Origin of the sequence: Pseudomonas entomophila (assembly GCF_029478665.1) — a bacterium.
Lineage (GTDB): Bacteria > Pseudomonadota > Gammaproteobacteria > Pseudomonadales > Pseudomonadaceae > Aquipseudomonas > Aquipseudomonas entomophila_F.
Window position 1 is genome coordinate 44,999 of sequence record NZ_JARPQB010000008.1, and the last position, 14,681, is coordinate 59,679.

10 protein-coding genes are annotated in these 14,681 nt (G+C 65.2%); all 10 read right to left on the reverse strand.

Going from position 1 to position 14,681, the window contains the following annotated elements; all coding sequences use genetic code 11:
- Positions 1-49 precede the first annotated feature (49 nt).
- Positions 50-847 (reverse strand): transporter substrate-binding domain-containing protein, encoded by a 798-nt coding sequence (locus P5705_RS05810; protein ID WP_044488904.1) that lies wholly within the window; start codon positions 845-847, stop codon positions 50-52.
- A gap of 249 nt (positions 848-1,096) precedes the next feature.
- Entirely contained in the window at positions 1,097-3,664 is a 2,568-nt protein-coding gene (gene mdoH / locus P5705_RS05815) for a glucans biosynthesis glucosyltransferase MdoH (RefSeq protein WP_277459947.1), read from the reverse strand.
- A complete protein-coding gene (locus P5705_RS05820) occupies positions 3,657-5,393 on the reverse strand; it encodes a glucan biosynthesis protein G (protein WP_277459948.1) in 1,737 nt (578 codons plus the stop codon). Before P5705_RS05820 ends, mdoH begins: the two co-directional genes overlap by 8 nt.
- A 263-nt stretch (positions 5,394-5,656) precedes the next feature.
- Positions 5,657-6,094, reverse strand: coding sequence for a D-aminoacyl-tRNA deacylase (gene dtd / locus P5705_RS05825; protein WP_277459949.1), 438 nt, complete (start codon positions 6,092-6,094; stop codon positions 5,657-5,659).
- Entirely contained in the window at positions 6,091-7,062 is a 972-nt protein-coding gene (pip, locus tag P5705_RS05830) for a prolyl aminopeptidase (protein WP_011536083.1), read from the reverse strand. The genes dtd and pip overlap by 4 nt, the downstream gene beginning before the upstream one ends.
- Positions 7,063-7,572: 510 nt before the next feature.
- Complete coding sequence (gene hutG / locus P5705_RS05835; protein WP_277459950.1) at positions 7,573-8,388, reverse strand: N-formylglutamate deformylase; 816 nt, start codon at positions 8,386-8,388, stop codon at positions 7,573-7,575.
- Positions 8,389-8,398: 10 nt separating this feature from the next.
- Positions 8,399-9,604, reverse strand: coding sequence for an imidazolonepropionase (gene hutI, locus P5705_RS05840; RefSeq protein WP_277459951.1), 1,206 nt, complete (start codon positions 9,602-9,604; stop codon positions 8,399-8,401).
- A 19-nt stretch (positions 9,605-9,623) separates the two neighbouring features.
- Entirely contained in the window at positions 9,624-11,027 is a 1,404-nt protein-coding gene (locus P5705_RS05845) for an amino acid permease (protein ID WP_277459952.1), read from the reverse strand.
- 151 nt (positions 11,028-11,178) lie between these two features.
- Positions 11,179-12,711 carry a histidine ammonia-lyase gene (hutH, locus tag P5705_RS05850; RefSeq protein ID WP_277459953.1) on the reverse strand — a complete coding sequence of 511 codons (1,533 nt, stop codon included), beginning with the start codon at positions 12,709-12,711 and terminating at the stop codon, positions 11,179-11,181.
- 87 nt (positions 12,712-12,798) lie between these two features.
- On the reverse strand, positions 12,799-14,472 hold the full coding sequence (hutU, locus tag P5705_RS05855; protein WP_028688392.1) for a urocanate hydratase: 1,674 nt from the start codon (positions 14,470-14,472) through the stop codon (positions 12,799-12,801).
- Positions 14,473-14,681: the final 209 nt, after the last annotated feature.

Here is a 14,681-nt window from a genome sequence, read left to right on the forward strand (position 1 = left end):
CGGCGCCACCTGCGCGTCAGGGTCTGAGCCTGGGCTTGTGGCCCGGGCCTTATTCCATTTCCTTCAGCCAGTCCTTGTTCTTGAACCACTTGTCGTGGATACGATCGTAGGTCCCGTCATGCTTGATCTGGTGCAGGAAGTTGTTGATGAAGTTGATGCTGTCGTAGTCGCCTTTCTTCAGGCCGAAGGCCAGCGGCTCGTAGGTGAAGGGTTCTTCCAGGAACGCCAGCTTGCCGGCACCGGCCTTCTCCACCGCCACCACGTTGTACGGCGCGTCATAGACGAAGGCGTCGGCCTTGCCGTTGACCACATCCATCACCGCTTCCTGCTCGTTGTCGTAGCCGTGGTACTTGGCCTTGCCGATCAGCTTCTTGGAAACCATCTCGCCGGTGGTGCCCAGCTTGGAGGTGATGCGGTACTTCTCGTTGTTCAGGTCCTTGTACGACTTGATCTCGCCCACCAGCTCCTTGCGGATCAGCAGGGTCTGGCCGACGACGATGAAGGGTTCGCTGAAGTTCAGGCGCAGGTTGCGCTCTTGGGTGAGGGTCATGCCGCTGCCGATGAAGTCGAACTTGTCGGTCAGCAGGGCCGGGATGATGCCGTCGTAGGCGGTGGAGACGGTCTCCAGCTTGACGCCCATGGACTTGGCCATCGCCTTGAGAATGTCGACTTCGAAGCCGATGATCTCGCCGCGCTTGTTGGTCATCTCGAACGGCATGTAGGTCGGGTCCATGCCCACACGCAGGGTGCCGCGCTTGACCGCGTCGTCGATGGCGCCGGCCTGGGCGGCGGTTACCGCGATGAGGGCGGTCGCACCGACCAGCAGTCGCGACAGGTATTTCTTCATCATCACCAAGTCCCCTAGCAAGAAGTACACGATTTGTTCTTGTAAGCATGGCCTGACAGACCGATGCGTTATGTCGGGTGGGATGCTAACGCATGCGTGGGCTGGGACCTAGAGCCGGGGGGGACTTTGTTGGCCAAAAAAACAATAAGAAGGCGGGGGTATTGCCCCTGTTCGCCGGCAAGCCGGCCCCTACGAGGTCGAGAATGAACCTGTAGGAGCCGGCTTGCCGGCGAATGGGAGGGATCAGACTCAAGCCAGGGCTGGCTGAGCCACGTTCTCCGGATGCAGCGGCAACAACGGCGAGTGCGGATCGTTGTCGATCGACGCACGCCACACATCGATCCAGGCCGCGTTGTGCTCGGCCCAGACCCGTTCGTGCAGGCGCGACAGCGCCACCGGATCGCTCAGCAGGGCCAGACGGGTGTTGCCGTCCAGGCCTTTCGGGCCGACTTCCAGCGCCTTGGCAACGCGTTCCGCGCGCAGCGCCTCGATCGGTGCGGCCTGGCCGTGACGCGCGGTGGCCATGGCGCAGGCCAGGGCGTTCTGGCGTGGGTCGACCACGGCACGCACGAAACCATCGTGCAGGGCATGCCAGCGGTTCTCGTGGGTGTACTGGTCGGTGGCCAGCAGCTCGGGCGGGGTGGCGTACTCCTCGGGGATGAGGAACAGCTTCTCGTCCCTGGCCGCCAGGCCCAGGCGCACGCGGCTGGAGATCACCGAAACAGGGATCGACAGCACCAGCGAACCGACGATCGGCGCCAGCCACCACAGGAAGCTCGGGTTCAGCCAGGCCACCAGGCTCGCCCAGGCAATGCCCAGCAGAGTCTGCGGACCATGGCGGCGCACCGCCTCGCTCCATGGCGTGGAGTCGTCGTCACGCTGCGGCGAATTCCAGGTCGCCGCCCAGCCGAGGAACGCGGCCAGCACGAAGCGGGTGTGGAAGATCATCCGCACCGGCGCCAGCAGCATGGAGAACAGCATCTCCAGCAACATCGACAGGGTGACCTTGATGCGCCCGCCAAACTCGGTGGCGCCCTTGGCCCAGATCAGGATGACGCTGAGCAGCTTGGGCAGGAACAGCAGCACGATGGTGGTGGAGAACAGCGCGATGGCCTTCTCCGGGTGCCACTGCGGCCAAAGCGGATAGAGCTGGAACGGCTCGATGAAGTACTGCGGCTCCATCAGCGTGTTGGTCGCCAGCAGCGCCGTCGACAGCACCAGGAACAGGAACCACAGCGGTGCCGACAGGTACGACATCACCCCGGTGAGGAACACCGCGCGGTGTACCGGGTGCATGCCCTTGACCAGGAACAGGCGGAAGTTCATCAGGTTGCCGTGGCACCAGCGACGGTCACGCTTGAGTTCGTCGAGCAGGTTGGGCGGCAACTCTTCATAGCTGCCCGGCAGGTCGTAGGCGATCCACACGCCCCAGCCGGCACGGCGCATCAGCGCGGCTTCGACGAAGTCGTGGGAGAGGATCGCACCGGCGAAGGCGCCCTTGCCCGGCAACGGCGCCAGGGCGCAGTGCTCGATGAACGGCTTCATGCGGATGATCGCGTTGTGGCCCCAGTAATGCGACTCGCCCAGCTGCCAGAAGTGCAGGCCGGCGGTGAACAGCGGGCCGTACACGCGGGTGGCGAACTGTTGCAGGCGCGCATACAGGGTGTCCATGCCCGAGGCCTTGGGCCCGGTCTGGATGATGCCGGCGTCCGGGTTGGCCTCCATCAGGCGCACCAGGCTGCTCAGGCACTCGCCGCTCATGACGCTGTCGGCGTCGAGCACGACCATGTACTTGTACTCGCCACCCCAGCGACGGCAGAAGTCGTCGAGGTTGCCGCTCTTGCGCTTCACGCGGCGGCGACGGCGGCGGTAGAAGATGCGGCCGAAGCCTTTCGCCTCGCGGCACACGTCCAGCCAGGCCTGCTGTTCGGCGACGGCGATGTCGGTGTCGTTGGTGTCGCTGAGCACGAAGAAATCGAAACGGTCGAGGTTGCCGCTGGCGGCCACCGACTCGAACGTCGCGCGCAGGCCGGCGAACACGCGCGGCACGTCTTCGTTACAGATCGGCATCACCAGCGCGGTGCGCGCTTCGGGGGCGATCGGCTCGTTGCCGGCGCTGCTGCCGGAAATTTTGTACTTGTCACGCCCGGTGAGCAGTTCGAGGAAGCCCATCAGCGCGGTCCAGAAGCCCGCCGACACCCAGCAGAAGAGGATGCCAAAGAGCACCAGGATGGAGGTCTGCAAGGCATAGGGCCAGACCTGCACCACCGTGTCCCAGAGCGGCTGGTGGACGATTTCGTCGAAGTCGACGAACGACCAGCCCTGGTACGGCAGGATGCCCTTCATGTACCAGCCGGCGACCAGGGTCTGGCCGATCATCAGGGTGAGCAGGATGTAGCGGCGGATCGAACCGACCGTGCGCCAGCGCGCCGGCGGCAGCTCGCGCTTGGGCGGCTGCGGGGCGTTGGTGCGGCCGGTCATGCGCCGCCACATGCGAATCAGCACGTTGGTGCGCCACGGTTCGGGGACGACCTTGGTGCGCTTGATCGGCGGGGCGATCTTCAGGCACAGCCGCCCGCTGGCGTCGACGCCGAGCATCTCGGCCTCCTCCAGCTCGGCGGCGCTGCCGACGGTGAGACGCGGGCCCACCGAGGCCTGGGCGGCCTCGGTGGTGCTGGCGGCCGGTTGGGCCGCCAGGTGTTGGTGCAGCTCGCTGAACGAGGTGCAGCGGGCGAGTTCCGCGCGCTGCTCGTCGCTCAGGGGGAGGTGGGCCAGGTACTCGCTCAGCGATTCCGGCCTTGCGCTTGAGTTACTCATCGGCAGGCAACTGATAGCTCCAGGTCTCGGTCAGCACTTTCTCGGTGGTGGCCGGGGTCCCGTTGGTGGATGCCGCGTCGGCGGCGGGTTGCTCGGCAGGCTGCTCGGCCTTGGCTTTTTCGGCCTTGGCGTGGGCATGCTTGGCCGCGGCCTTGTCCTGCTTGCTGTCCTTGGCGGGTTTCGGCGCCTCGACCGGTACGTCGTGCAGCAGCGCGGCACGCATCTCGGTGGCTTTCTTCGGATCCTGCACCTTCAGGCGCAGGGTCAGGCGCCAGCCCTTGGTTTCCGGGTTGTAGCGCAGGTTGTTCTCGACCACTTCGGCGTTGTCGCCGACGCTGACCTGGCTGCGCACGGCGGTGTCCGCCGGCAGGGTGGCCAGGTTCGGGCCGATGAAGTCGACCAGGAAGGCGACGGTACCGTCGGCCTGGCGGATCAGGTTGGACTGCTTGACGTCACCGGTGGAACGCAGGGTCTGCTTGACCCAGCCCAGCTCAGGCGAGTGCAGCTGGTCTTCCTTGATGGTCCAGCGCAGGCGGTAGTCGTACTCGAACGGCTTGCCCACTTCCGGCAGCTTTTCCGGGCTCCAGAACGCCACGATATTGTCGTTGGTCTCGTCGGCGGTCGGGATCTCGACCAGATCGACGGTACCCTTGCCCCAGTCGCCTTTCGGTTCGATCCAGGTGCTTGGGCGCTTCTCGTATTCGTCGTCGAGGTCTTCATAGTCGCTGAAGTCGCGCTGGCGCTGCAGCAGGCCGAAACCACGCGGGTTCTCCACGCTGAAGTTGCTCACGGCCAGGTGTTTCGGGTTGTTCAGCGGGCGCCACAGCCACTCGCCGTTGCCGGCATGGATCGACAGGCCTTCGGAATCGTGCAGGGCCGGGCGGTAGTTCATGACTTTCGACGGCTGGTTGGGGCCGAACAGGTACATGCTGGTCAGCGGGGCGATACCCAGGCGGCTGACGTTGTCACGCAGGTACACGCGCGACTTGACGTCGACCAGGGTGTCCTCGCCCGGACGCAGGGTGAGCTTGTAGGCACCGGTGGAACGCGGCGAGTCGAGCAGCGCGTAGATCACCAGGTGCTTGTCTTTCGGCTTGGGCTTCTCGATCCAGAACTCGCGGAAGCGTGGGAACTCTTCGCCGGACGGCAGCGCGGTGTCGATGGCCAGGCCACGGGCCGACAGGCCATAGCGGTGGCCCTTGCCGACCACGCGGAAGTAGCTGGCGCCAAGCAGGGTCATGATCTCGTCCTGCTTGTCGGCCTTGTTGATCGGGTAGAGCACGCGGAAACCGGCGTAGCCGAGGTTCTTGGTGGCGTCGGCGTCATGCGGCACGTCGCCGAACTCGAAACGGCTCGGGTCGTACTTGATTTCTTCGACCTTGTTGGCGGTGATCTCGTTGATCGTCACCGGCGTGTCGAAGTGCATGCCCTGGTGGTAGAACGAGAGCTTGAACGGCGTCTTGTCCTTGGCCCACTCGGCCTTTTCCTGCAGGAAGCGGATCTTCTGGTAGTCGGCGTACTTCATGTCGCGGAACACCGGAGGCAGGTTGCTCTTCGGTGCCTCGTACTTCTGGCCGGCCAGATCCTTTGCCTTGGCTGCAACATCGTCAAGATTGAATGCCCACAACTGGCCCGCGCTCAACAGGCCGACCAGCGCCACGCCGGCCAGCATGGCCTTGCGCAGCCGGGTACCGGGGATTCTAGGTGCAATACAGGGGCTTACAATCACGAGCAATCCTCGCCGAAAACAGATCATGAAACCAACGGCCAGCGACCAATGCCGGGTTGGCGAGCACTGTTCGGACCCCGTGAGGGCGTAATGATTCCCCAAACGGATCCTGACAATGCTCGAGTCAAAGTGAAACGAACCTGCGAACGCAGGTCCATGCAGCGCGCGATTATCCAGCAGGACGCGTTACAACGCATCAGGCTGGACAAACTATTTATCGTACAAAACCCCTTGTTTTTCGACAAACAAAGGGTTTTTTGACCTCATATTTGTAACATAAATGTTACCGGGCCATCATTGACCAGATGCACCTGCATGTCTGCACCGAAGCGACCGCTGGCCACATCCGGGTGCTGGCCCTGCGCTCGCTGCAGCAGATAGTCGAAAAGCTCGGCTCCGAGCGCCGGTGGCGCCGCCGTCGAGAAGCTCGGGCGCATGCCGTTGCGGGTGTCGGCGGCCAAGGTGAACTGCGACACCAGCAGCAGGCCACCGCCGATGTCCTTGAGCGAGCGGTTCATTTTGCCTTGCTCGTCGCTGAACACCCGGTAGTTCAGCAGTTTGTGCAACAGCTTGTCGGCATGCTCGGGCGTATCGTCAGGCTCGACCGCCACCAGCGCCAGCAACCCGTTGTCGATGGCGCCGACGATCTCCCCCGCCACTTCCACCCGCGCGCCGCGAACGCGCTGGATCAACCCCTTCATGCTTCTTCCAGGGGCAGGTCGAGCAGGCGGCGGGCCATCTGGTCGGCGGCACGCACCAGGGCGTCGGTGATACCCGGCTCGGAGGCGGCGTGACCGGCGTCGCGGATCACCTTCAGCTCACTGTTCGGCCAGGCCTGGTGCAGTTCCCAGGCGTTGTCCAGCGGGCAGATCACGTCGTAGCGGCCATGCACGATCACCGCCGGCAGGTGGGCGATCTTCGGCATGTCGCGGATCAGCTGATCCTGCTCGAGGAAGGCGTTGTTGGTGAAATAGTGGCATTCGATGCGGGCAATCGACAGCGCGCGCTGCGGCTCGGAGAAGCGGTCGACCACCAGCGGGTTGGGGCGCAGGGTCGCGGTGCGGCCCTCCCAGGTGGACCAGGCCTTGGCGGCATGCATCTGGGCGATCTGGTCGTTGCCGGTCAGGCGCTTGTGGAAGGCCTTGACCAGGTCGCCGCGCTCCTCCGGCGGGATCGGCGCGATGTAGTCCTGCCAGTAGTCGGGGAACAGGCGGCTGGCGCCCTCTTGGTAGAACCAGCTGATTTCCTGCGGGCGGCACAGGAAGATGCCGCGCAGGATCAGGCCATGCACGCGCTCGGGGTGGGTCTGGGCGTAGGCCAGGGCCAGCGTCGAACCCCACGAGCCGCCGAACAGCACCCATTTTTCGATGCCCAGGTGCTCGCGAATACGCTCCAGGTCTTCGACCAGGTGCCAGGTGGTGTTGTTCTCCAGGCTCGCGTGGGGCGTGGAGCGGCCACAACCGCGCTGGTCGAAGGTGATGATGCGGTACAGATTGGGGTCGAAGTAGCAGCGGCTTTGCGCGTCACAGCCGGCGCCCGGGCCGCCGTGGATGAACACCACGGGCAGACCTTCCGGCGAGCCGCTTTCATCGACATACAGCACATGCGGCGCTTCCACGGCCAGATCGTGCCGGGCGTAGGGTTTGATCTGCGGGTAGAGGGTCTGCATTGCGCACTCCGTGTGAGGTTTTTATCTGCCGTTGGGCATCATAAACCTGAATTGCGCGAAGAGCATGTGTCCGTGTAAATCGTCGGGGTTCTGGGCTTGCTGGCGATGGGAGGCACCGGTGGAGCGTGATACCCGGGAGGGCATGGGTTGAGATTGCATCAGGGCTGGCAGGTGTTCGACGAGGGCCCCTCAGCGCCCTCGAGATCGAGCGCCGCCCGCGCGGCGCATCGCGGATAAATCCGCTCCTACGTTTGTTTCGGGCCAGTTATGCCTGAAAGAGCACCGGGACCGTCTTGTTTGTACGACGCGCGGTTTTCGGCTGGAGCTACCGCCGCCTCGCCCGACTCAAGCCATGCGCCAAGGCTGGCAACCAGGGCCTTGCAGGTACGGCACGTTGCAACCGATGTAGGAGCGGATTCATCCGCGATGCGCCGCGCGGGCGGCGCTCGATCTCACAGGCGCCACAAACCCTGCGGCGAACACCTGCAAGCCCTGACGCGGTCTACAGCCCTACCCTCGCGAACCACCCCGGTACCGCTCCTCGCCCCACGCCAGCACAGTCTCCAACAAGCGCTTGAGTACCACCTGCGTCGGCTGAGCCAAATCTTCGCGATAGCCGAACGGCTCCACCTCATTCATATAGGTGCACTGCCCCAGCTCCAGTTGCACCGCATGGATCTGGTTGGCCGGATCACCGTAATGGCGGGTGATATGCCCACCCTTGAAACGCCCGTTGAGCACATGGCTGTAAGCCGGGAACTCGGCGCAAACACCCAGCAGCCGCTCGGCCAACTGCGGATCGCAACTGGCACCATTGAAAGTGCCCAGGTTGAAGTCCGGCAGCTTGCCGTCGAACAAGTGCGGGATCAGCGAACGGATCGAGTGGGCATCCCACAACAACGCATAACCAAACTCTTCACGCATCCGCGCGAGTTCACGACGAATCGTGTCGTGATACGGCCGCCAGATCCCCTCCAGGTACGTTGCCCGTTCGTCGGCGGTCGGTACCTGGCCGTCCTTGAACAGCGGCTCACCATCGAACAACGTCGCCGGATACAGGCCGGTGGTGGCACCGACATACAGCGGCTTGTCGTCATCCGGCCGGTTCAGGTCGATGACGAACCGCGAGTACTCCGCCGCCACCACGCTGGCGCCCAGTTCACGGGCGAAGTCGTACAGACGCGGGATGTGCCAGTCGGTGTCCGGCAGGCTGCGCGCCGGCTCGACCAGGCCATCGCGCACGGCGGCAGTCAAATTCAACCCGGCGTGGGGCATGCTGATCAGCAACGGCAGGCGGCCCTGGTGAAAACTCAATACCTTGTCCATGTGCCCTCGCTCAGTTGGATATTTCATGGCCCAGGCGCACCACGCGCTTGGGCAGGTCGCCGCCGAGCCAGTAGCTGAGGTCGGCGGGGCGCTCGATCTGCCAGGCGATGAAGTCGGCAACCTTGCCCACTTCCAGCGATCCATGGCTGCTGCCCAGGCCCAGCGCCGCGGCGGCGTGCACGGTGACGCCGGCCAGGGCTTCTTCCGGGGTCATGCGGAAACAGGTGCAGCCCATGTTCAGCATCAGGCGCAGCGACAGCCCTGGCGAGGTGCCGGGGTTGAGGTCGCTGGCCAGGGCGATCTTCACCCCATGCCGGCGCAAGGCATCCATCGGCGGCAGCTGGGTTTCGCGCAGGAAGTAGAACGCGCCCGGCAGCAGCACGGCGACCGTGCCGGCCTTGGCCATGGCGATGGCGTCCTCTTCAGTCATGAATTCCAGGTGGTCGGCCGACAGCGCCTGGTAGCTCGCTGCCAGGCTGGAACCGTGCAGTGACGACAGTTGCTCGGCATGCAGCTTGACCGGCAGGCCCAGCTCACGGGCCTTGATGAACAGCCGCTCGACCTGGGCCGGAGAAAACGCCAGGTGTTCGCAGAAGGCATCCACCGCATCCACCAAGCCCTCGGCGGCCAGCGCCGGGAGCATTTCGTCGCAGATGTGGGCAATGTAGTCGTCGGCCCGACCAGCGTACTCCGGCGGCAGGGCATGGGCGGCCAGGCAGGTGCTGCGCACGGTCACCGGCAGCTCCTCGCCCAGGCGCCTGGCCACGCGCAGCATCTTGCGCTCGCTCTCGAGGTCCAGGCCATAACCCGACTTGATCTCCAGGGTGGTCACGCCGTCGCGCATCAGCGCCTGGACCCGCTGGCGGGCACTGGCGAACAGCGCGTCCTCGCTGGCCGCGCGGGTCGCCCGCACGGTGCTGGCGATACCGCCACCCTGGGCGGCGATCTCGGCATAGCTGACGCCCTGCAGGCGCTGCTCGAACTCGCCGCTGCGGTTGCCACCGAACACCGCGTGGGTGTGGCAATCGATCAGCCCGGGGGTGACCCAGGCGCCGCCCAGGTCGACGACGCGGTCGGCCGCGACCGGCGGCACCTCATCGCGGGGGCCGATCCACTCGATCAGGCCCGCGCTGGTGACAATCGCCGCGTCCTCGATGGCCGAGTAACGACCGTCAGTCATGGTCGCGGCGTGGCAGTGCTGCCAGAGGGTTCTCATCAGGTTCTCCTTGTAAGCTTCAACGTTGCAGCTCGACCGGCTCCCGGGCCGGCTCGCCACGGCCCGCGCGTGGCTTGCACCACAGAAGGTAGGAGGCCACCAGGAACACCACCCAGATCACCCCGACGATCAATGCCGCCTGGGTGTCGGGGAAGTAGCCGAGCACACCGAAGATGAACACCATGAACGCGATGGCAAGGGCCGGCCCATAAGGCCAGAACGGTACCGGGAACTTGAGTTGGGCGACCTCTTCGCGGCTCATGCTGCGGCGCATGGCGACCTGGGTGACCAGGATCATCAGCCACACCCACACGGTGGCGAAGGTGGCGATCGAAGCGATCAGCAGGAACACGTTCTCCGGGATCAGGTAGTTGAGCAGCACGCCGATCAGCAGCGCCGCGCCCATCACCACCACGGTCATCCACGGCACACCGTGCTTCGACAGCTTGCCGAAACCACGCGGCGCCTGGCCATGCTGGGCCAGGCCGTACATCATGCGGCCAGCACCAAAGATGTCACTGTTGATGGCCGAAATCGCCGCCGAGATCACCACGATATTGAGCACGGCCGCGGCGGAGCCGATGCCCAGGTTGCTGAAGATCTGCACGAACGGGCTGCCCTGGCTGCCGATCTGCGGCCACGGGTACAGGCACATCAGCACGAACAGGGTGAGCACGTAGAACAGCAGGATGCGCAGCGGCACGGCGTTGATCGCCTTGGGGATCACCCGCTGAGGGTCCTTCGCCTCACCGGCGGTGACGCCGATGATCTCGATGCCGCCAAAGGCGAACATCACCACCGCGAACGAAGCGATCAGGCCACTGACGCCATTGGGCATGAAGCCGCCATGCTCGAACAGGTTGCTCACCCCGACCGCGTGCCCGGTACCCACCTGGCTGAAGCCGAAGGCCATGATACCCAGGCCGGCGAGGATCATCGCGACGATGGCGCCGACCTTGAGCAGCGACAGCCAGAACTCCATCTCGCCGAAGACCCGGACGTTGCACAGGTTCAGGCCGCCGATCAGGAACACGATGCCGAGCACCCAGATCCAGCGGGCGACCTCGGGGAACCAGAAGCCCATGTAGATACCGAAGGCCGTCACGTCGGCGATGGCGACGATGACCATCTCGAAGGCGTAGGTCCAACCGAGGATGAAGCCGGCCATGGGGCCGAGGTAGGTGCTGGCGTAGTGGCCGAAGGAGCCGGCCACAGGGTTGTGCACGGCCATTTCGCCGAGGGCGCGCATCACCATGAACACCGCGGCGCCACCGATCAGGTAGGCCAGCAACACGGCCGGGCCGGCCATCTGGATGGCCGAGGCGGAGCCGTAGAAAAGCCCGGTACCGATTGCCGAACCGAGCGCCATGAAACGGATATGCCGGGCCGATAGCCCGCGCTTGAGACCTTGAGCTTGTTGCATGTCACGTCCTTATTGTTGTTCTGGTCGTGAGGTCGGATTGGGGCTGCTGCGCAGCCCATTCGCCGGCAAGGCCGGCTCCTACAGGCAAGGCACATACCTTTGTAGGGGCCGGCCTTGCCGGCGAATGGGCCGCAGAGCGGCCCCAGCGGCATTACAGGCTAGGCAGGACCCCAGCCGGAAGCAGGCCAGTCAAGGTGCCGTTGGCCAGCAGCGTGGAAGCCGCCTCGATGTCCGGCGCGAAGAAGCGGTCGCGGTCATAGTGCGGCACTTCGCGGCGCAGCGCCTGGCGCGCCTGCTCCAGCTTGACCGAGGTCTTCAGCCCCTTGCGCAGGTCCAGGCCCTGGCAGGCGCCCAGCCATTCGATGGCCAGCACGCCACGGGTATTCTCGGCCATTTCCCACAGGCGCTTGCCGGCGGCCGGGGCCATCGACACGTGGTCTTCCTGGTTGGCCGAGGTCGGCAGGCTGTCGACGCTGTGCGGGTGCGACAGCGCCTTGTTCTCGCTGGCCAGCGCGGCAGCGGTGACCTGGGCGATCATGAAGCCGGAGTTGACCCCACCGTTCTCCACCAGGAACGGCGGCAGCTGGGACATATGCTTGTCCATCATCAGCGAGATGCGGCGTTCGCTCAGCGAACCGATCTCGGCGATCGCCAGGGCGAGGTTGTCGGCGGCCATGGCCACGGGTTCGGCGTGGAAGTTGCCGCCAGAGATCACGTCGCCCTCAGCGGCGAACACCAGCGGGTTGTCCGACACGGCGTTGGCTTCGATGCCCAGCACCTCCGCGGCCTGGCGGATCTGCGTGAGGCAGGCGCCCATCACTTGCGGCTGGCAGCGCAGGGAGTACGGGTCCTGGACCTTGTCGCAGTTCTTGTGCGACAGCGACACTTCGCTGGAATCGCCCAGCAGGTCGCGGAAGCAGGCGGCGGTGTCAATCTGGCCACGCTGGCCGCGCACGGCATGGATGCGCGCATCGAACGGCGAGCGCGAACCCAGCGCCGCCTCGACGCTCAGGCCGCCACAGGCGATGGCCGCGGCGTACAGGTCTTCGGCCTGGAACAGGCCGCGCAGGGCATAGGCGGTGGACGCCTGGGTGCCATTGAGCAGGGCCAGGCCCTCTTTGGCGGCCAGGGTCAGCGGCTCCAGGCCGGCAACGGCCAGGGCTTCGGTAGCCGACAGCCACTGGCCCTTGTAGCGGGCCTTGCCTTCGCCCAGCAGTACCAGCGACATGTGCGCCAGCGGCGCCAGGTCGCCGGAGGCGCCGACCGAGCCCTTGAGCGGGATGTGTGGGTAGACTTCGGCGTTGACCAGGGCGATCAGCGCGTCGATCACTTTGCGACGGATGCCGGAGAAGCCACGGCTGAGGCTGTTGATCTTGAGCACCATGATCAGGCGCACCAGGCTGTCGTCCAGCGGTGCGCCGATACCGGCGGCGTGGGACAGCACCAGCGAACGCTGCAGGTTCTCCAGGTCGTGGCTGGCGATGCGGGTCGAGGCCAGCAGGCCGAAACCGGTGTTGATGCCGTAGGCGGTGCGGTCCTCGGCGATGATCTGCTCGACGCAGGCGACGCTGGCGTCGATGGCCGGCGCGGCGCTGGCATCCAGTTGCAGACGCACGGGCGCGGCGTGGATGGCGCGCAGCTGGGCCAGGGTCAGGGTGCCGGGCTTGAGGGTCAATTCGGTCACTTCGCTACTCCAATCGCATGGGGCCGCACGGGGCCCCTTCTTGTTGTTCAGTATCACCCTTGCAGGGTGCGATCCAAAGCGCGGCGATCAGCCGGTGATCATTGGCAGGTCCAGGCCCTGCTCCTTGGCACAGTCGATGGCGATCTGGTAACCGGCATCGGCGTGGCGCATCACGCCAGTCCCCGGGTCGTTGGTCAGCACGCGGGCGATACGCTCGGCGGCTTCGTCGGTACCGTCGCAGACGATGACCATGCCCGAGTGCTGGGAGAAGCCCATGCCCACGCCACCGCCGTGGTGCAGCGAAACCCAGGTGGCGCCGCCTGCGGTGTTGAGCAGGGCGTTGAGCAGCGGCCAGTCGGAGACGGCGTCGGAGCCGTCGCGCATGGCTTCGGTCTCACGGTTGGGGCTGGACACCGAGCCCGAGTCCAGGTGGTCACGGCCGATCACGACCGGTGCCGACAGCTCGCCGCTGCGCACCATTTCGTTGAACGCCAGGCCCAGCTTGGCACGCAGGCCCAGGCCAACCCAGCAGATACGTGCCGGCAGGCCCTGGAAGCTGATGCGCTCGCGGGCCATGTCCAGCCAGCGGTGCAGGTGGGCGTCGTCCGGGATCAGTTCCTTGACCTTGGCGTCGGTCTTGTAGATGTCTTCTGCGTCGCCGGACAGCGCGGCCCAGCGGAACGGGCCGACACCGCGGCAGAACAGCGGGCGGATGTACGCCGGCACGAAGCCCGGGAAGTCGAAGGCATTGGCCACGCCCTCTTCCTTGGCCATCTGGCGGATGTTGTTGCCGTAGTCGAAGGTCGGGATGCCCTGTTTCTGGAAGTCGAGCATGGCTTTGACGTGCACGGCCATGGACTGCTTGGCGGCTTTGACCACGGCAGCCGGGTCGGTCTGGGCGCGGTCGCGGTACTGCTCCCAGGTCCAGCCGGCCGGCAGGTAGCCGTTGAGCGGGTCGTGGGCGCTGGTCTGGTCGGTGACCATGTCCGGGCGCACACCACGCTTGACCAGTTCCGGCAGGATTTCGGCGGCGTTGCCGTGCAGGGCGATGGAGATGGCCTTGCCTTCGGCGGTGTACTTGGCGATGCGCGCCAGGGCGTCGTCCAGGTCCTTGGCCTGCTCATCGACGTAGCGGGTTTCCAGGCGGAAATCGATGCGGCTCTGCTGGCATTCGATGTTCAGCGAGCAGGCGCCGGCAAGCGTTGCGGCCAGTGGCTGGGCGCCGCCCATGCCGCCCAGGCCCGCGGTCAGTACCCACTTGCCTTTCAGGCTGCCGTTGTAGTGCTGGCGGCCGGCCTCGACGAAGGTTTCGTAGGTGCCCTGGACGATGCCCTGGCTGCCGATGTAGATCCAGCTGCCGGCGGTCATCTGGCCGTACATGGCCAGGCCTTTGGCGTCCAGTTCGTTGAAGTGTTCCCAGTTGGCCCAGTGCGGCACCAGGTTGGAGTTGGCGATCAGCACGCGCGGGGCGTTGCTGTGGGTCTTGAACACGCCGACCGGCTTGCCCGACTGCACCAGCAAGGTTTCGTCGTCTTCCAGGCGGGTCAGGGTCTCGACGATCTTGTCGTAGCACTCCCAGTTGCGCGCGGCGCGGCCAATGCCGCCGTACACCACCAGCTCTTTGGGGTTCTCGGCGACCTGCGGGTCGAGGTTGTTCATCAGCATGCGCAGCGGGGCTTCGGTCAGCCAGCTCTTGGCGGTCAGCTTGTTGCCACGCGGGGCGCGGATTTCTACGTCACGGTATTTGTTGTTGTCAGTCACGGGAAAGGTCCTCTGCGGTCATCCGACGGCATGTGTGTGTCGTGGCGACTATACAAACACATCTTTACTTGTATGTACAAGCATAGGCAACCAAAAAAGACCGACCGTTCCTCGGATGAAAAATGAAAAGGGGCCGCTACGCGACCCTTTCGCGGCACAAGGCCGCTCCTACAGGATTGCGCATGACCTGTAGGAGCGGCCTTGTGCCG